Below are 17,202 nucleotides of genomic sequence, written 5' to 3' on the forward strand. Positions count from 1 at the left end.
TGTCGGGCTCAGGGCCTGAGGTCCCCCGGCCACAGATAGGCGTCTTCGGGAACCGTGTCGCCGCGGAACCAGGCCTGGAAGAATCCGCCGAGATCCTGCCCGGAGATCTCCTCGGTCAGCTTCTCGAAATCGTCCCAGGAGCGGCTGGTCCCGGCGTAGCGCTGCGGCCACTGGCGTATCACCTGGGAGAAGGCGGTGTCACCGATCGTGCGGCGCAGCGCGTGGAGCGCCAGCGGTCCTCTGTCGTACGCGCCCATCGCCGAGGTCTCGTGTTTCTTCCACCAGTCCTCGTCTTCCTCGGTCTTCTCGATCCGGTCCCGGTATTTCGCGTCCGTGTCCTGCCCTTGGGCGTGCTCCAGCCAAAGCCACTGCGTGTACGAGGGAACACACTCGTCGGCGCACATGTCGGCCGCGCCGACGGAATTCCCGTACCACTGGTGGGCGAGCTCGTGCACGAGTACGTCCGTCCGAAGCCCGCCGTTGCCGGCCATCAGGACGACTCTGCCCTGACCGGCGTAGTTCGGCACGTCTTCTCCGGCCGCTTCGACGACGACGGCGCCGACGGAAGCGTAGGGATACGCGCCGAACTTCTCGCGTTCGTACGCCATCACCTCGGGAAGTCTCTCCGTCATCGGCTCGGCCTTTTCCTTCAGGCCGGCGCCGAAGACGTTCACGACCTGGGTTCCGTCGTCGAGCCGGGAGCGTTCCACGTCCCATTTGCCCACTCCGAGGACGGCCGCGTTGCTCCGCAGCGGCTCGGTGGTCTGCCAGCGGAAGGTCGTCGAGTCGTTCCCCTGCCGGGGGGGTTGTTCCAGGCCGTTGGAGACGGCCACCCAGCCCGGGGGGACACTGGCGCTGACCCGCAGGTTCGCGCTGTCGCTCACATCGGTGTTCGTGGGGAACCAGGTGCCCGCGGACGCTCCCGTGACGGCGACCGCGCCGCCGTCCTCGGTCGGCACCCACGCGGGGCTCTCCTTGCCGGGGTCACCGGCGTAGCGAATGCGTATGCGGGCGGTCTCTCCCGAGCCGATGCTCTTTGCCGGCACCACCGTCAGAGCTTGGTCGGAACTCGTGAACGACTTCGCCGGCGTGCCGTCGATTTCCACGGATTGGGCGGGCAGGACGAGCGTGAAGGAGAGTTCCCGGAGATCGGCGCGGGCGGTCAGCTCGATGGTCGTGTCACCGGTCAGTTTCGTGCCCTGCGGGGTGTAGCTCACATGGACGTCATAACGATTGACGTGGTAGCCGGAATATCCATCGACGTGGTAGCCGGAATCATTCTTATTCTTGTTCGCCTTGAAGTCGTTCGTGTTCGTCTTGGATACGTCGCTTCCGGCCTGCGGTTCCGCCATGACCGGCGTCGTGTGGAGCCCCAGTGCGGTCAAGACGGTGAGCGCGCCTATGGAGGCGTTCCTGGTCCACATTTTTTCCTCCTCCTGTGAAACCAGCACGACCGTAGGATCCGGAATTGATGGAACACACACTGTCGTGTGACCGTCGTATGACAGGTCCGGAGTCCCGGGGGCTCCCGGGGGCTCCCGCCTTCTCCTCTCCCCCTCCCCCGCCGTTCCCCTCCCCCGCCTACTGGCCCTGTTCCGGACGGGGGACGGCCGTGCCGTTGGGGCCGCAGCGGATGGTCCAGGGGTTCCGGGAGGGCGTGAGGTTCTCGTGGACGCGGATGTCGACCTCGGTGGCGGGGCGACCGCCGGGGACATCGGCGTGGGCGGCGGTGCAGGTGAGCTGTGAGACGGCGGTGATGTCCAGCTCGCCGCTGCTGACGCTGCCCGGCACGAAGACGTCGACGGCTCCGTCGGCGGCGGTGGCGGTGAGCCGGCCGGCCATCGGGGGGACCTGGGTGACCAGACCGCGGGCGCGTTCGGCGGCGGTGGGCCCTTCCAGCAGGAGGTCGAGGGACTGCTGGGGGTTGAGCGGGCGGTCCGTGGGCCGGGTGACCGCGCGGATGCCGTACGGGCCGGAGAAGTAGAGCTGGACGGTACGGGCCTTCGTGCCGGGCCGCGCGATGCCCGAGGCGGGCGCTCCGGCGGAGGCGGGGCCTTCGGGCGTGATGCCGCAGCCGGCCGCGGCCGGTGCGGCGAGAACGGCGAGCAGGAGGGCTGTGGCGGCGCGGGCGGGGAAGCGGGGTGTCATCGCGGTTCCGGCGGGGTGGGGGCGGCGAGCGGGAGGGTGAGAGTGAAGACGGCTCCGGCGCCGGGGGCGTTGGCGACGGTCAGGGTGCCCTCGTGCAGCAGTGCGTTCTCCAGGGCGAGGGCGAGCCCGAGGCCGCTGCCCTCGGAGCGGGTGCGGGCCGTGTCGGCTTTGTAGAAGCGGTCGAATACGTGGGGCAGGGCGTCGTCGGGGATGCCGACGCCGTGGTCGGTCACGGTGAGGACCGCCCGGTCCTGCTCGGCCCGCACGCGGACGGTGACGGGCGGGCGGCCGTGGCGCAGGGCGTTGCTGACGAGGTTGGCGAGGACGACGTCGAGGCGGCGCGGGTCGGCGTGGACGGGCACGGGCTCGGCGAGGTCGACGGCGACCCGTTCGTCGTCGCTCCAGCCGCGCAGCCGCAGGGTCTTGCCGACCAGCGTGCGCAGGTCGACGTGGTCGGGCCGGAGCCGGGCGGTCTTCGCGTCGAAGCGGGAGACCTCCATGAGGTCCTCGACCATGCGGGCGAGGGCGCGGGTCTCGTCGCTGATGAGGCGTACGGACTCGGCGACGTCGGGCGGCATGGTCCCGGCGGCGGCGTCCTCGTCGAGGAGTTCGGTGACGGCGGTCATCGCCGCGAGGGGGGTGCGGAGTTCGTGGGCGACGTCGGCGGCGAAGCGGCGTGCGCCCGCCTCCATCCGGCGCAGTTCGGCGTCGTCCCGTTGCAGGGTGGCCGCCATGCCGTTGAACGTGCGGGTGAGGTCGGCGAGTTCGTCGTGGCCCTCCGCTTCGAGCCGGGTGCCGAGTTCGCCTGCGGCGATCCGCTCCGCGCCGTCGTGGAGCCGGCGTACGGGGCGCAGGACGCGGCGGGCGGCGAACAGGGCGGGCACCAGCGCGAGGGCGAGCGCGGGGACGGCTCCCGCCTGGGCGGCGGTGAGCAGGGCCGCGATGTCGGCCTGGTCGTCGTCGAGCGGGAGGGAGGCGTAGACGGTGAGGCCGGAGGGCGCGGGGCTCGCGGCGGGTGCGAAAGAGCCGGTGGCGGCGCCCGAAGCCCGCGGTTCGGCGGGCTCGTCGGCGTACGCGACGGGCATCGCGATCGTCAGCCAGGGCCGGCCCCGGTGCTCGACGCGCTGGTACGCGGCCTCGGCGCCCGCCCGCACCGCCCGGCGGAGCTCCTGCGGGACGGCCGGATGGTCGAAGGAGGTGGAGGCGGAGACGAGGGGGCCGTCCTGGTAGGAGGCGGCGGACCGCCAGGTGCGGGCGCCGCCGGCGCGGTCGAGCTGGAGGGCCAGCTCGCGCAGGTCCCCCGCGTTGGGCGGGAAGGGCAGGCCGGGGGCGAGGGAGTCGAGCTGGGCGCGCAGGTCGGCGACGGCGTTGTGCCGGCCGCGGTCGAGGATCGCGGAGCGGGCCTGCTGGAAGGTGAGTCCCGCGGTGAGCAGCGAGCCGAAGGCCACGGCGAGGAGGAACGCGACCACGAGGCGCGTCCTGAGGCCGCGCGGGGCGCGGAGCCGGAGGGTCATCCGAGGGGTCCGAAGCGGTAGCCGAAGCCGCGTACGGTCTGCACGTACACCGGTGCGCGCGGGTCGTCCTCGATCTTGGCCCGCAGGCGCATCACGCAGGCGTCGACCAGGCGGGCGTCGCCGTAGAAGGAGTGCTCCCACACCTGCTCCAGGAGCTGCTGGCGGGTGTAGACCTGCCCCGGCGTGGCGGAGAGGAACAGCAGCAGCTTCAACTCCGAAGGCGTGAGGGCGAGTTCGGTTCCGTTCCGGGTGACGATGAGGGTGGTGCGGTCCACGGCGAGGGCGCCGTGCGGTTCGGCGCCGGTGCGTGCGGGCTCGGGCCGTTCGCCGTCCTGGGCCGGGGCGACCCGCCGCAGGACCGCCTTGATGCGCGCTTCGAGGATCTCTCCGCCGGCCGGTTTGACGATGTAGTCGTCGGCGCCGGCCTCCAGCCCGACGACCACGTCGATGTCGTCGCCCCGGGCGGAGAGGATGATGATCGGGACCTGTTTGCTCTCCCGGATGCGGCGGCACACCTCCAGGCCGCTCATCCCCGGCAGCATGAGGTCGAGCAGCACCAGATCGGGGCGGTGGCGTTCCAGCGCGAAGAGGCCGGTCTCGCCGCTGCCCGCGACCTCCACCTCGTGGCCCCGGCGCCTGAGTGCGAGGGTCACGCCCTTCTGCACGGCGAGGTCGTCTTCGATCAGCAGGACTCTTGGCATGGAGGGTGCGCTCTTCTCCGGTGGGTTTTCGGCAATCTTCGACCAGGGTGCCCGAAACGTGCGACGGGCGGATCCGCTTCTGGTGATGAAACGATGACAGCACTCGGCTTCCGGCGGGCGGAGCGGTTCCGTCGAGGGCATGAGCGACGTACAGCACAGCGATGCACGGCACGGCGACGGGACCGGCCGCCGGACGACGGCCCGCCGGATCGGATCCGTCCGCCGAGAGTTGATGGCGGTGGGCGGTCTGGCCCTGGTGGGGACCGTGGTCCTCGCCCTTCTCGTAGGACACTCCGCGAACGGGACGGACGCCTCGGGCGCGTGGGCCGGGGCCGACTCCTCCCTGCCGCGGCCCCTGGTGGACCCGGCCATCGTCCGGGAGTCCGAGGACGCGGGGAAGACGGTGAACCTCACCCTCGACGACGGCCCGGACCCCCGCTGGACCCCGAAGGCCCTCGAAATCCTCCGGCGGCACGGGGCGAAGGCCGTGTTCTGTCTGACGGGTCCGAACGCCGCGGCCCACCCCGACCTGGTCCGGCGGATCGTGGCCGAGGGCCACCGCCTGTGCGACCACACGGTCGGCCATGACACCGCGATGGACGGGAAGCCGGTCGCGTACCAGCGGAAGGAGATCCTGGACGCCAAGCGGATGATCGACGAGGCGTCCGGCGGCGCACGCGTCTGGTACTACCGCGCGCCCGGCGGCGCCTTCACCCCCGAGAGCCGCCGGCTCGCGGCCGCCCACGGCATGCGCAGCCTGGGCTGGAACGTCGACCCGAGCGACTACGAGCGGCCCGGCGCCGACCGGATCGTCCGTGCCGTGCAGCGGCAGATCGCGAAGGGCCCGACCGTCCTCCTGCACGACGGCGGGGGCAACCGGGCCCAGTCGATGGAGGCCCTGGAGCGGCTGCTGCCCTGGTTCGCCGCGTCGGGGTACACGTTCAGCTTTCCCCGGGCCGGCTGAGCCCGTCCCGCCCGTCCGGGGCCGGTGGGGGCCGGGTCCCGGAGCTCGCCCTCACCGCTCCCCGGTGTGCGCGGCGACGCCGTCGTCCGGCCCGGCGCGTCCGGCCGACCGCCCGGCGCGTCCGGTGTCCGGTGTCCGGTGTCGGAACCTTCGCTGAACGGTCCGGCGCGTCCGGTGTCCGGCCCGGGGCGCCCGTCGGAGGCCTTGGCGGTGGGCGTGGTCGCGCCCACCGCCGGACTCTTCGGCGGACTCGGCGTGGCGGCCGCACTGCGGGCGATCACCGGGGCGCTCGGCGAACACGGGACGGCCGTGGCCCTCCCCCTCACCGCGCGGACGGCCGCGACGGCCCTGACGGTCGGAGTGCTGGTGACCCTGCTCGCCGCGTGCTTCCGGCCCGGGCCGCGACCCGCGTCGCACCCGTCCAGGCGATGCGCGCCTCGTCGGAGGGGGCGTCCGCCCGCGTCGGACGCCCACGGAAGGCGTCCGCGCTCGCGCTGTCGGCGGTGGGGGCCGGCGCCGCCGTGCGCCCGGCTCGACAGCGTCGCCGATCTCGAGGAGCGGTTCTCGGGGCCGCTGCGGGACGCCCCGGACCTGCTGTGGGCGCTGACCGCGCTGGCCGTTCTGATCGCGTTCGCCGGCATCGCCAACACGCTCTCGCTGTCCGTCCTGGAGCGGACGCGTGAGTCGGCCCTCCCGCGCGCGCTCGGGCTCACCAGGGGAGGGCTGAGCGCCGCCCTCGCCGTGGAGGCGGTGTTCGTGGCGCTGCTGGGCGCGGTGGGCGGCCTGTTCCTGGGGGTCGGCGCGGCGTGGCTGATCACGAAGGTGGCGTCGACCGCCGCCGAACCCGTGCTGTTCGCCCTGCCCTGGGGCCGGCTGGGGGTGTTGCTGGGGGCGGCGCTCCTCATGGCGCCGCTCGCCGCCGTGGCCCCGGCCCGCCGCGCGGCCGGGGAGCCGCTCACCGTCGGTATGACGGAACGCTGACGGCGGGCTGACCGGGCCGGGCCGGACGGCGGCATGGCGAGCCGGGCGATGGCCTCGGGGTCTGCCGGGGGCGGCCGGGGCGGGCCGGGGCCGCTGAGGTTTCCGGAGGAAGCCTCGTACGGTGCCCGGCGGCAGCGGGCCGCGGCATCCGTACCCGGTGCCGCGCCCGGTGCCGCGCCCGGATCCGGACCCCACCGGGGCGCGAACCGGACCCGAACCGTCAGCGCCGCAGGCGGGCGTTGAGCCTGGCGGCCCGGAGCGTGAGGTGATTGCGCTCGGCCAGGTTGGACGCCTTGTGGGCGGCCTCGGCGTAGAGCCGTGCCGCCGTCGCCAGGTCTCCGGCGCGCTCATGGAGGTACGCCGCCACCGCGGTGTGACGGGGCAGTGCGTCGTTCAGCGCCGCGAGCGCCGCCAGCCCGGCGCGCGGTCCGTCGGCCTCACCGACGGCCACGGCGCGGTTCAGCCGGACGACCGGGCTGTCGGTCAGTCGCGCGAGCTCGTCGTACCACTCGACGATCTGCGCCCAGTCGGTCTCCTCGGAGGTGGGCGCGTCGGCGTGGAGGGCCGCGATGGCGGCCTGGGCCTGGAACTCGCCCGGCCGGTCGCGGGCGAGGGCCGCCTGCAGGATCCCGACGCCCTCGGCGATCGACGCGGTGTCCCACCGGCCGCGGTCCTGCTCGGCGAGCGGCACGAGGCCGCCGTCGGGCGCGGTCCGGGTGGCGCGCCGGGCGTGGTGGAGCAGCATGAGGGCGAGCAGCCCCGCCACCTCGGGGTGGTCGATCGCGGCCGCGAGCTGCCGGGTGAGCCGGATGGCCTCGGCGGCGAGGTCGACGTCACCGGAGTAGCCCTCGTTGAAGACCAGGTAGAGGACGCGGAGCACGGTGGCGACGTCGCCGGGCCGGTCGAACCGCACACGGGAGACGGTGCGCTTGGCACGGCTGATGCGCTGCGCCATGGTCGCCTCGGGCACGAGATGGGCCCGGGCGATCTGACGTGTGGTCAGCCCGCCGACGGCGCGCAGGGTGAGCGCCACGGCGGACGACGGCGTCAGCGACGGATGGGCGCACAGGAAGTAGAGCTGGAGCGTGTCGTCCAGCGAGGGCGCGGGCCCGGGTGCCGGCTCCTCGTCGACGAGTTCCTCGCGCCGGCGGCGGGCGGCGTCCGCCCGGGTCGCGTCGAGGAACCGGCGCCAGGCCACGGTGACCAGCCACCCCTTGGGGTCCCGCACGGGGTGTCCCCCGCTCGCGGCGCTCGGGGAGGGGTCTGCCCGCCAGACGCGTACCGCCTCGACCAGCGCGTCCTGCACGGCGTCCTCGGCCGCCGCGAAGTCGGCTCCGCGGCGGACGAGGATCCCGAGCACGCTCGGCACGAGGCTCCTGAGCAGGGCCTCGTCCATCGGCGAGGTCACTCCGTGATGGTGGGCGGCTCGGCCAGGAACGGTCGCACTTCGAGCCACTCGTGGATCGGCCTCCCGCCTGCTCCCGGGGCGGCCGACAGCTCCCCGGCCAGCTCGATCGCGCGCTCGTGGCTGTCCACGTCGATCACCATCCAGCCGGCGACGAGGTCCTTGGTCTCGGCGAACGGGCCGTCGGTCACGGGCGGGCGCCCCTCGCCGTCGTACCGGACGAACATCCCCTCGGGGGCGAGTGCCTGAGCGTCGACGAACTCGCCGGTCTCCTCCAGCCGGGCCGCGAAATCGTTCATGTACCGCACGTGCGCCGAGATCTCCTCCGGCGTCCACTGGTCCATGGGCACGTCGTTGACCGGAGCCGGAGCGCCGCGGTAGTGCTTGAGCAGCAAGTACTTGGCCATGGTGTTTCTCCTCGGTGCTGTGCGACCCATTCTCGTCACGTTCACCACGGGGACGGAGACGATCACGGATTCTCGACATCGCCGCCGATCCGGTTTTCCCGGCTCCTCGACCCGCGCGGCGGCGATCGGCGCGAGAGCCCACCACGCCCACCACGCCCACCACGCCCGTCCGCCCGTCCGTCCGGCTGGAGCATGGCCGCCGCGCCGGGTGCGCCGACCAGGGCGTCGTCCCCTCAACGGGGACGGCGGCCGTCGACCGCCTCGTCGTCGTTCCGGCCGCCGTCCCGGTCGTCGTTCCAGAGGACGGGCATGGCGCCGACGGGCTCGAAGCGGATGTGCGGGTCGTCGCTGTGGACCAGGCAGACCAGGCGGCGACGGAGCACGGCCGCCCGGCGGGCCTGGTCGGCGATGATGTCCAGGACCGTCTGCGCCGCTCCGGGGCAGGCCGTGGCGAACCGGTCGTAGTCGGTGAAGGCGAGGACCAGTCCCGTGCTGCCCTGCCCCGAGCCCTTGGGAGTCCCGTCGTAACCGCCGTAGCAGGCCACGTCGCCGAGGCAGTCGTTGAGCGCGTCCAGGTTGTGGCCGTAGTAATCGGGAAAGTCCAGCGCGGCGGCGATCGCGCGGTGCATGTCCCGCTCCGTGGTCCACTCGGCCGCTGCGAGGCGGGCAGTGCAAAAGCCCTGTTCCTCAAGTCGGAGCACGGCTCGCGCGAGGAGTCGCCGGCGCCGGAAAAGGGTGACGAAGGTGTCGAGCATGTAATCGATGCCGGGGCGCCGGGCCGTCACCGTCTCCCGCGCAGGGTCGCAGGTCCCCTCGCGCCGGTAGTCGTCGAGGAGGCGGAAGAACTCGTCGAGTGGCGTGGAATCAGGGGGTGTCCGGCGCTCGATCTCCGCGCACCAGGTCAGAGCGCCGGAGATGCCGTAACGCTCGCGGAGCCACTGGGTGAAGCCCCCCTCGGGCCGGAAGGGGAACGGCTCGTCGACGGCGTGGACCCCCAGCGCGACCCCGTATCCGGTGAGCACGGACTCCAGATGCCGAAGTGAGCGGCCGGGCAGCCAGCTGCCGGGCCGAAGCCGTACCCGGTCCAGGAGGTCGTACACGTCCGTGCAGTCCTGCCAGTGCTCTGCAGCGCCCCGGGGGCTGTTCTCGGTCGGCATGCGCCGAGCCTACGGCGCGGGCGGGAACGGCACCGTCACCGGCCGGTCAGACCCTGTCCGGAACCGTCGGGGCCCTGGCCGGTGCCCTCGGGTCCTGGCCGGGTGGCGTAGCCGAGAGCGGTGTCGCTCAGCATCTCCTCGACCACGTCCAGGAGTTCGAGGACCGCCGAGGCGACGGTGTCCGGGTCCTCGCCCAGCACGATACGGCGGCCGATCTCGCCGTAGACCAGGGAGTGGAACCAGCCGATCTGACCGGCGACCACGCGGGGCGTCTGATCGTCCGGCGCGGCCTCGGTCTCCTCGGCCAGGACGGCGCCGAGCTCGTCGGTCATCCGGCGGCCGAGGTCTTCCAGGCGTGCGGTGAGGGTGGGGGCGGCCCGCATCATCTGGAAGACCTTGCCGAACCCCGAGGTGAGGCCCACCGCCCGGTCGCGGCGGCGCAGTTCGGCCCGGAGACGGGCGAGGACGGCCCGGGCGGCGGACTCACCGGGCGCGCGCTCCCGGACGATGTCGGCGAGCCGCTGCGGGGACGCCTGGTCCGGCGGCAGGACCAGGTCCTCCTTGGACTCGTAGTAGTTGTAGAGGGTGTTGACGGAGACCTCCGCGGCCGCCGCGACCTCGGCGATGGTGACCTGGTCGAAACCGCGCGCCACGAAGAGGTCGACGGCCACCTCGGAGATGCGTTGCCGGGTCTGCCGCTTCTTGCGTTCCCGCAGTCCTTCACCCATGCCGCAAACCTACGGGTTGTCCTCGAACCGGCGTCGTCAGCCCGAAGGCAGGGGCGGGAGCCAGCGGGCGGAGTCCCGCGCGCGGGCGTCGAGGTGGGTGACGTAGGCGTCGCGGACCGCCTGGGCGGAGGCGAACCCCGGTTCGTCTGCGAGCCAGGCGTCCGACACGGCGGAGACGACCTCGCGGAGCAGCCGCACGGTCGATCCCCGGCACGGAACCGCCGTTCCGCGGCGGCTGGACGTACCGCGTGGCGGTCACCGTCCGCAGCACCCCCGACGCCGACACCGCCGCCATCGCTCCCGTCCTCCCGTCCTTCCATGAGACTGCGAGTCCGCGGGTGGGAGCAGCCGAACGCGCCCCGCCGCCCGCCCCTCATTCAAAAGTGAATCCTACTGAAAAAATGCAGTCCACTACACTTTTACTTGGCTTGTCGATGCGCCCGGCCCTCCGGCCGTTCGGCGCGCGCGATCGGGCAGGAGCTGATCTGCTGGAGAGCAGTGGACGTCGCGCGCTTTCGGGAGTGGTCCGGATGAGTACATACCGAGTCGCCCAGGTCGCCACGGCGGGCGGACCGTTCGAGCTCGTCGAGCGCGAGGTGCCGCAGCCGGGGCCCTGCCACGTGCGGATCGCCGTGGACGCCTGCGGGATCTGCCACAGCGACGCCCTCATCGTGGACGCCGGACTGCCCGGCCTACGGTTCCCGCTGGTGCCCGGCCACGAGATCGCCGGCCACATCGAGGCGCTGGGGGAAGCGGCGCAGGACAGCGGCTGGCAGGTCGGCGACCGGGTGGCCGTCGGCTGGTTCGGCGGCAGCTGCGGCCACTGCACGGCCTGCCGGCAGGGCGATTTCATCGTGTGCCAGAACCTCAAGGTCCCCGGATGGGCCTACGACGGGGGCTTCGCCGAATCCGTGATCGTGCCGATCGACGCCTTGGCCCGGATCCCCGACGCGCTGGCGGCGACCGACGCTGCGCCCATGGCGTGCGCGGGGGTGACCACGTTCAACGGCCTGCGGCGCAGCTCCGCCCGGCCGGGCGATCTCGTCGCCGTCCTCGGCATCGGCGGCCTCGGCCACCTCGGGGTGAAGTACGCGGTCGCGATGGGCTTCGAGACCGTGGCCATCGCGCGCGGAGCCGACAAGGCCGACTTCGCCAAGCAGCTCGGCGCCCACCACTACATCGACAGCACCGGGAGCACCGGCGTCGCGGACGCGTTGCGGGCTCTGGGCGGCGCCAAGGTCGTCCTGGCCACCGCTGCCAACGCCGCCGCCATCACGGCGACCGTGGACGGGCTGACGCACCGGGGGGAGCTGGTGGTGATCGGCGTGAGTCCGGAGCCGCTGGGAATCAGTCCGGTGCAGCTGCTCATGAGCGGCAGGATCGTACGCGGCCATCCGTCCGGCACCGCGCAGGACGTGCAGGACACCATGGCGTTCAGCGCCCTGCACGGCATCCGTCCGATGATCGAGGTCGTGCCGCTGAGCCAGGTCGCGGAGGGGTACCGGAAGATGCTCTCGGGTGCCGCCCGTTTCCGTATGGTGCTCGCCGGACGCTGACGGATCCGGCTCCCATGACCACATCACGGGATCTGTTGATCACCAGCCTGGACCGGACGTCGAGCGGGCCGGTGGAGCAGGGCAACCTGTCGCTGGCCCTGGCGGGGGCCGAGATGATCGATCTGCTCGGCGCCGAGGTCGTCGCTCTGGACGGCGATCGGATCGTGCCGGGCCTCCTCCCTGCCCTGGCCGACCCCCTGCTGGATCGGGCCGCGTCGTCGCTGGTGCGTGACGCCCCCTACGAGTCGGTCGGCGACTGGCTGTGGCGCAGGGGGCGGGGCCTGTCCGCGGCCTATCTGGCCGCCCTGGAGGCGGAGGGGAAGCTCAGCCGGCGACACCGTCGCGGGATGCCTTTCGGGGCGGGCCGGATCGTACTGGCCGAGTCATCGGACCGTCGCGACGCGGCGAACCGCTGGGCGTCGAACGAACCCGTCCTGGCCGCCCTCGCGTCGGCCCTCGGCATCCCCCGCGAGGACGGGCACGACCACGAGGACGGGCACGGCCACGAAGGCGACGCCGTCGGCCCGACCGACTCCCCGAGCGCGGACGACGACGTCGTGGACACCGTGCTCGCCGCCGTCCACGACGCGCTGACGGAACTGGAGGCCATACGGCTGCGACGCGCCGTCGAGCAGGCCGCCTTCGACAACATCTGGCGCGGCGGCTGACACGAGCCCTGCGGTCGGCCGGGGCGAACAACCGGGCTGATCGGTCGAGTTGATCGGTTGGTTTGATCGGTTGGGTTGGTTTGATCGGTCGAGTTGACCGGTTGGGTCGACCGGCCGGACCGGGCCGGTCGCGGAGGGGCCCGGGAGGAGAAGGCCGGGGGCAAGCGGCCGGAGGCAAGTCCCCTCACGCTCACCGGACAACGCTTCAGAAGAACGACGAAGCCCTTCCCCCGGCGAGGGAAGGGCTTCGTGAGCGAGCGCTGGGCAGGCCTTGCACCTGCATCTCCCCGCAGGAAGCGGGGCGCCTTTCCTTGGACCACCAACGCATGTGCAGTCGGCGCGAGTTGCGACGAACTGACAAGATCAACTATAGCGCATGTTCACCGTCGGCCCGACCAGAGCCCGAGGAGAGCGGCACGCGGCGATCCGGAGCGGTACGGAACGGCCCGGAGCAATGCGGAACGGTCCGCGGCCTTGGCCGTTCGCCGCCCCCGGGCCGAAGCTCGTCCGCGCGCCGAGGGCCGGGGAACGCCGTCGGCCCTGAAGACGACAGCCGGTTGCCGCGTCCGCCGGCCATCAGCCGTTGTCAGTGCTCGCTGGCAGGATCACCGGCATGACGCCGTTGCTTCTCACCGACATCGAACGAGCCATTCGCAGCAGTTGGAGTGCCGAGACGTGCACGCCCGAGTACCGATCGCGCTGGACCGAGGACAATCCGGCCCGGGACCAGTGCGGAGTGACCGCCATGGTGCTCAACGACCTGGTGGGAGGGGAACTGATCCGGGGAGAGGTCCACGTCGACGGAGAGCGTGTGGACTACCACTGGTGGAACCGCCTGGGCATGGGCCTGGAGATCGACCTCACTCGTGAGCAGTTCGGGCCGGAGGAGATCGTCGTCGGAGGCACGGTGATTCCCCGCCCGCCCGTGACGGAGTGGCGCAGGCTCCGGCAGGAGTACGAGCTTCTCCGCGACCGCGTCCTGGAGAAGCTGAACGAACAGCAGGCGTCGGCCTCTGCCCCCGCGTCTCGTCAGCCGGCCTGAACCTGCTCGACCGGTGCCCGGGGGGGCGGGGAGGCTTCGGCGGCACCGCCATCACACGATCAGCAGTCCCTCGCCCGTCGCAGAGCCGAACGCCCGGCGAGGGAGGAGAGGCGGGTCGCCAGGGGGCGAGTGCGGGACCGAAGGACGCGCCCCCCACCGTCAGCCCCCGCCCGGACGTCGGGATCACCGCCGGCCGCTACGGCGACCAGTCGACCGTGGTGACCTTCGGGCCGGGCCACCCGGTGCACTTCGACATCCAGGTCCCCAACGGCGGTCGCCCCGTCGCCGCCGACGAGGCATCGTTCACGCTCCGGGCCCCGGACGGCGACATCCCCGGCACCTCCGTCGCCGAGGGCAGGCTCCAGGTGGCCGCCGGCACCCTCATCGGTCCGGTGCGGCGCGGCGCCTGACCTCGCCCGCTCCGCCGCGACCGCCCGGCGCCGATGGCGACGTCGGCGCCGGTGTGTTCCAGCGGTCAGAGACCCGCGAGCAGGCCGTCGAGCGGGGCGGGCACGCGGTCGGGGGTGAGGGCCTCGACGAGGACGCGGCCGTAGTGGATCTTGCGTCCCTTCTTCGTGCCGAGGAAGCGCCGCAGCTGCTGTTGCGCGGGACGGCCCTGCTGCGCGGGCTGGCGCTGGAAGGTCTCCAGTGCGCGCAGGTCGCCCTCCGCCCGGACGAGTTCCGTCACCGCGCTCACGCCCAGCGCGCGGATGAGCTCGTCCTCCAGGTCCGCCTCGCAGACGAAGAAGCGCTGCTCCGCGACGCCGGCCCGCTCCCAGCCCCGGGCGTAGTAGCCGCGTTCCCTCGCGTCGCACAGTCCTGTCAGGTGCAGACCCAGGCCGAGCGGCCCGAGGAAGGGGGCGAAGCGGCCGACGCTCATGGCGCCGCCCATCGGCAGTACGCAGACGCCCTCGGTCGCCAGATCCCGGCCGCGGCGTGCGGCCAGTGCGCTGACCGCGGCGACGTCGCTCGGACCTTCGAGCAGGACGACCGCCCGGACGGACAGCCGTGCGGCCAGTTCGCGCGCGGGGTCGTCGGGGCCGCCGGCCGCCCACGCGGTGACCGACTCCTGGAACGCCCGCATGTCAGCCATGAGACTCCTCCGCCGTGGACAGCCATGACCGCGCCGCTGCGGCCTTGCAAGGCGCGGCGCGGGGGCCGCGCTCCTGACTGTACGTCATGGTCATCGGCCCCGAAGGGCACCGCCTCGACGCCAACGTCTGCACCGGTGGCAGGGGTTGCCCTCGGCCTTCGCCCAACCCGCCGACGGACAACGACGTTGACTACCGGTGACGGTCGTCCGCGCCGGTACGTCTCGCGTACGCCGTGGGACCGGAGCATGGGACCTCTGACGTACACGCACGGTACTGCCAGGCGATGATGACGCGACGTCAGTCGGGGTGGGAGTGTGGCCGGTGTGACGAGAACGCCCGGGACGGAGGGGGCCGAGGAAACGTTCCACGTTCCCTCTGGCCGACCGTCGGCCTTTCCGCCGCCCAGCCCCGTCGGCCTTCCGCCGCCGCCCGTCGGCCCGGTTCCGCCCATCGCGGACGGGCCCGGTGCGCCGGTGCGCGGGCACACGGCCCGGCCGCGGCCGCGGGTCCTCGGGGTCGCCGCTCCGGTGCGGCCCCGGCCGGACCGGGCCGGGACGGCCGCCCCGCTGTTCTCCGCCTTCCGTACCACTGCACCACTGCCTCATGCACTGACCCGAGGAGACCGTGTGACCACCATCAGCGCTGCCGTGCGCCGCGCCTCGGCCGTGGGCCTCGCCCTCACCGCCTGTTTCACCGTGCTGCCCGGCGCGACCGCGTCCGCCGCGCACCGTGACGGCGGAGGAGCGGCGGCGGCCGGGAAGAACCTGGACCGCTACTACCACCAGCGTCTCGACTGGCGCAGTTGCGTCCTGGGCCCGGACGACGCCTCGGGCCAGGACCTGGAGAAGGCGGGGGCGCGCTGCGCCGACGTGACCGTCCCGCTCGACTACGCCGACCCCGGGGGACGTACGCTCAAGATCGCGGTCTCCCGGCTCGCCGCCACCGACACCCGTCACCGCATCGGCTCGCTGCTGTTCAACCCCGGAGGGCCGGGCGGGCCCGGCCTCGGTTACTCTCCGCTCGTTCGCCAGATGATGGGGAAGACCGGTGCGCGCTACGACGTCATCGGCTTCGACCCGCGATTCGTCGGGCGCAGCGCCCCGCTCGACTGCGAGTGGCCGGTCGGATCCTCCGTGCTCTCGGCCGGCCGGAGCCGGGCCGCCTTCGATCGGCAGGTCGCCCTGCAGAAGAGCCTGGCCGACAAGTGCCGGGCCACCAACGGGTCCGTACTGCCGTATGTCACCACCCGTAACACCGCTCGCGACATGGACGTCATCCGGGGCGCGCTCGGCGAGCGCAAGGTCTCGTACCTGGGCTGGTCCTACGGCACCTATCTGGGCACGGCCTACACCCAGATGTTCCCCGGCCGCTACGACCGGGTGGTCCTCGACGGGGCGCTGGATCCGCGCCGCTACAACCCGCAGCTGATGCACGGCGTGGAGCGCGAGAACGAGCGGGCCCTCGCCGAGTGGGCGAACTGGGCGGCGCAACGCCACGATGTCTACGGTCTGGGCCGCACACGCGGACAGGTGCTCGCGACGGTCGAGCGCGTCGTCGCGGCCTCCGCGCGCCGGCCGCTGACCGTCGGCACCGGCGCGGACGCGTTCCGGCTCGACGACACCCAGGTGCCGTTCGTGATCTTCGCCGGGACCGCGGACGATACCGAAGAGGCACGAGCGACGGCAGCGGAGCATGTGTCGGTGCTGGCCAGGGCCGCGGCGGGGCGGCCGGCCCCGCTGTCGCCTGAGTTCGAAGCGATGCTGCGGTCCGCGCTCACCGAGGAGGGATCGCGCAACGGCAGTGTGCAGTCCGCGATCCTCTGCGGCGACGTCCCCGTGTCACACGACCCCGAGAGCTACTGGCGGGACATCGAGAACAGCCGCGCCGCGCATCCGGTGTTCGGGGCCCTCACCAACAACATCGGCCCGTGCGCCTTCTGGGACCGGCCCCGCGAGGAGCCCACCCAGGTGCGTCACGACACCCCGGCGCTGATCGTGGCCGCCACCGGCGACCCGCGCACCCCGTACACGGGCAGCGTGGCCCTGCACGGCCTGCTGCCGAGCTCCAGGATGCTCACCCTTGAGGGGGCCTACCGGCACGCGCTGTACGGCCAGTACGGCAACGCCTGCGTGGACGACGAGGTCAACCGCTACCTGGCGACCGGGAAGCTGCCCGCCCGGGACCGGACCTGCACCGTCCGGAACCACTGACCCCCGACGCGGAGCCACTGACCCCCGACGCGGAGCCACCGACGCCCGACGCGGGCCCCGACCGCCCGATGCGGTCGGGGCCCCGCGCGGCCGGGCCCGAAGTCGCCTGCCGCGACCGTGCGCCATTCTTCGCACATGGCATGAATCCTTCCCCGAGCGTTCGCCACCGCCCGGACTTCATCATGCAGATCGTCCACAGCGGTCCGTATGACCTGCCCTCGGATACGGACTCGGCAGTCCGCCTCCCACTCGCCCCTTGCCACTCGCCACTCGCCGCTCACCACTCGCCGCTTGCCGCTTGCCGCTTGCCGCGGAGACGACACCGATCACGTGCAGGCTCCCATCGAGGCGGTCAACCAGGTACGGCCCGTTCCCGGCCAGCCCGAAGCGCGGATTCCGGGTGCGCAGGTACTCCTCGGACGTCCACGAGACGATCCACACCAATTCGTGCTGCTCCACATGCGCCACAGCCATGCGCATCGGGACCAGCCCCACCGACGACTGCCTCTGAATAGTCGCGTTCCAGCCCTTCCTCGACGATTCGCACTGCGGCGGCTCGCTCAATCACGCGTGCAGCATCCCCTACGGACTCGGACGAACGGCCACCAGGTTTCGCGCCCGCCGCGA

At 72.7% G+C, this 17,202-nt stretch carries 18 protein-coding genes; 7 read left to right on the top strand and 11 right to left on the bottom strand.

Annotation, left to right across the window (positions count from 1 at the left end; translation table 11 throughout):
- Positions 1-8 precede the first annotated feature (8 nt).
- From WA762_RS16005 to WA762_RS16020, 4 genes are all read right to left on the bottom strand, one after another.
- Positions 9-1,451: a M1 family aminopeptidase gene (locus WA762_RS16005; protein ID WP_335936384.1), complete on the bottom strand. Its 1,443-nt coding sequence runs from the start codon at positions 1,449-1,451 to the stop codon at positions 9-11.
- A gap of 130 nt (positions 1,452-1,581) precedes the next feature.
- Positions 1,582-2,148 carry a hypothetical protein gene (locus tag WA762_RS16010; protein WP_335936385.1) on the bottom strand — a complete coding sequence of 189 codons (567 nt, stop codon included), beginning with the start codon at positions 2,146-2,148 and terminating at the stop codon, positions 1,582-1,584.
- The gene (locus WA762_RS16015) at positions 2,145-3,662 is read right to left on the bottom strand and encodes a sensor histidine kinase (protein WP_335936386.1); all 1,518 of its coding nucleotides are present in this window, start codon (positions 3,660-3,662) and stop codon (positions 2,145-2,147) included. Before WA762_RS16015 ends, WA762_RS16010 begins: the two co-directional genes overlap by 4 nt.
- On the bottom strand, positions 3,659-4,363 hold the full coding sequence (locus WA762_RS16020; RefSeq protein ID WP_335936387.1) for a response regulator transcription factor: 705 nt from the start codon (positions 4,361-4,363) through the stop codon (positions 3,659-3,661). Before WA762_RS16020 ends, WA762_RS16015 begins: the two co-directional genes overlap by 4 nt.
- Positions 4,364-4,502: 139 nt before the next feature.
- On the opposite strand from WA762_RS16020, the gene WA762_RS16025 reads away from it, so the two are divergent.
- A complete protein-coding gene (locus tag WA762_RS16025) occupies positions 4,503-5,327 on the top strand; it encodes a polysaccharide deacetylase family protein (RefSeq protein WP_335936388.1) in 825 nt (274 codons plus the stop codon).
- 216 nt (positions 5,328-5,543) lie between these two features.
- Positions 5,544-6,308 (top strand): ABC transporter permease, encoded by a 765-nt coding sequence (locus WA762_RS16030; protein WP_335936389.1) that lies wholly within the window; start codon positions 5,544-5,546, stop codon positions 6,306-6,308.
- Positions 6,309-6,528: 220 nt separating this feature from the next.
- On the opposite strand, the gene WA762_RS16035 is transcribed toward WA762_RS16030, so the two are convergent.
- The 5 genes from WA762_RS16035 to WA762_RS16055 form a co-directional block, all read right to left on the bottom strand.
- A complete protein-coding gene (locus WA762_RS16035) occupies positions 6,529-7,704 on the bottom strand; it encodes an RNA polymerase sigma factor (protein WP_335936462.1) in 1,176 nt (391 codons plus the stop codon).
- 8 nt (positions 7,705-7,712) lie between these two features.
- Positions 7,713-8,120: a YciI family protein gene (locus WA762_RS16040; protein WP_335936390.1), complete on the bottom strand. Its 408-nt coding sequence runs from the start codon at positions 8,118-8,120 to the stop codon at positions 7,713-7,715.
- Positions 8,121-8,353: 233 nt separating this feature from the next.
- Entirely contained in the window at positions 8,354-9,277 is a 924-nt protein-coding gene (locus WA762_RS16045; protein WP_335936391.1) for a barstar family protein, read from the bottom strand.
- Between the two features lie 35 nt (positions 9,278-9,312).
- Complete coding sequence (locus WA762_RS16050) at positions 9,313-10,005, bottom strand: TetR/AcrR family transcriptional regulator (RefSeq protein WP_335936392.1); 693 nt, start codon at positions 10,003-10,005, stop codon at positions 9,313-9,315.
- A 36-nt stretch (positions 10,006-10,041) separates the two neighbouring features.
- Positions 10,042-10,203 carry a hypothetical protein gene (locus WA762_RS16055; protein WP_335936468.1) on the bottom strand — a complete coding sequence of 54 codons (162 nt, stop codon included), beginning with the start codon at positions 10,201-10,203 and terminating at the stop codon, positions 10,042-10,044.
- 332 nt (positions 10,204-10,535) lie between these two features.
- Here WA762_RS16055 and WA762_RS16060 point away from each other — a divergent pair, with 332 nt between their 5' ends.
- From WA762_RS16060 to WA762_RS16075, 4 genes are all read left to right on the top strand, one after another.
- Positions 10,536-11,561, top strand: a complete 1,026-nt coding sequence (locus tag WA762_RS16060; RefSeq protein WP_335936393.1) for an alcohol dehydrogenase catalytic domain-containing protein — start codon at positions 10,536-10,538, stop codon at positions 11,559-11,561.
- Between the two features lie 14 nt (positions 11,562-11,575).
- Positions 11,576-12,229: a GPP34 family phosphoprotein gene (locus tag WA762_RS16065; protein ID WP_335936394.1), complete on the top strand. Its 654-nt coding sequence runs from the start codon at positions 11,576-11,578 to the stop codon at positions 12,227-12,229.
- A gap of 613 nt (positions 12,230-12,842) precedes the next feature.
- Complete coding sequence (locus WA762_RS16070) at positions 12,843-13,271, top strand: YunG family protein (RefSeq protein ID WP_335936395.1); 429 nt, start codon at positions 12,843-12,845, stop codon at positions 13,269-13,271.
- 215 nt (positions 13,272-13,486) lie between these two features.
- Positions 13,487-13,681 (top strand): hypothetical protein, encoded by a 195-nt coding sequence (locus WA762_RS16075; protein WP_443080602.1) that lies wholly within the window; start codon positions 13,487-13,489, stop codon positions 13,679-13,681.
- Positions 13,682-13,746: 65 nt separating this feature from the next.
- On the opposite strand, the gene WA762_RS16080 is transcribed toward WA762_RS16075, so the two are convergent.
- Positions 13,747-14,364 carry a TOPRIM nucleotidyl transferase/hydrolase domain-containing protein gene (locus WA762_RS16080; RefSeq protein ID WP_335936396.1) on the bottom strand — a complete coding sequence of 206 codons (618 nt, stop codon included), beginning with the start codon at positions 14,362-14,364 and terminating at the stop codon, positions 13,747-13,749.
- A gap of 627 nt (positions 14,365-14,991) precedes the next feature.
- Here WA762_RS16080 and WA762_RS16085 point away from each other — a divergent pair.
- Positions 14,992-16,575: an alpha/beta hydrolase gene (locus WA762_RS16085; protein ID WP_335936397.1), complete on the top strand. Its 1,584-nt coding sequence runs from the start codon at positions 14,992-14,994 to the stop codon at positions 16,573-16,575.
- Between the two features lie 180 nt (positions 16,576-16,755).
- Here WA762_RS16085 and WA762_RS16090 read toward each other — a convergent pair whose 3' ends face one another.
- On the bottom strand, positions 16,756-17,055 hold the full coding sequence (locus tag WA762_RS16090; protein ID WP_335936463.1) for a YrhB domain-containing protein: 300 nt from the start codon (positions 17,053-17,055) through the stop codon (positions 16,756-16,758).
- Positions 17,056-17,202: the final 147 nt, after the last annotated feature.

Origin of the sequence: Streptomyces tyrfis, from assembly GCF_037034285.1 — a bacterium.
Lineage (GTDB): Bacteria > Actinomycetota > Actinomycetes > Streptomycetales > Streptomycetaceae > Streptomyces.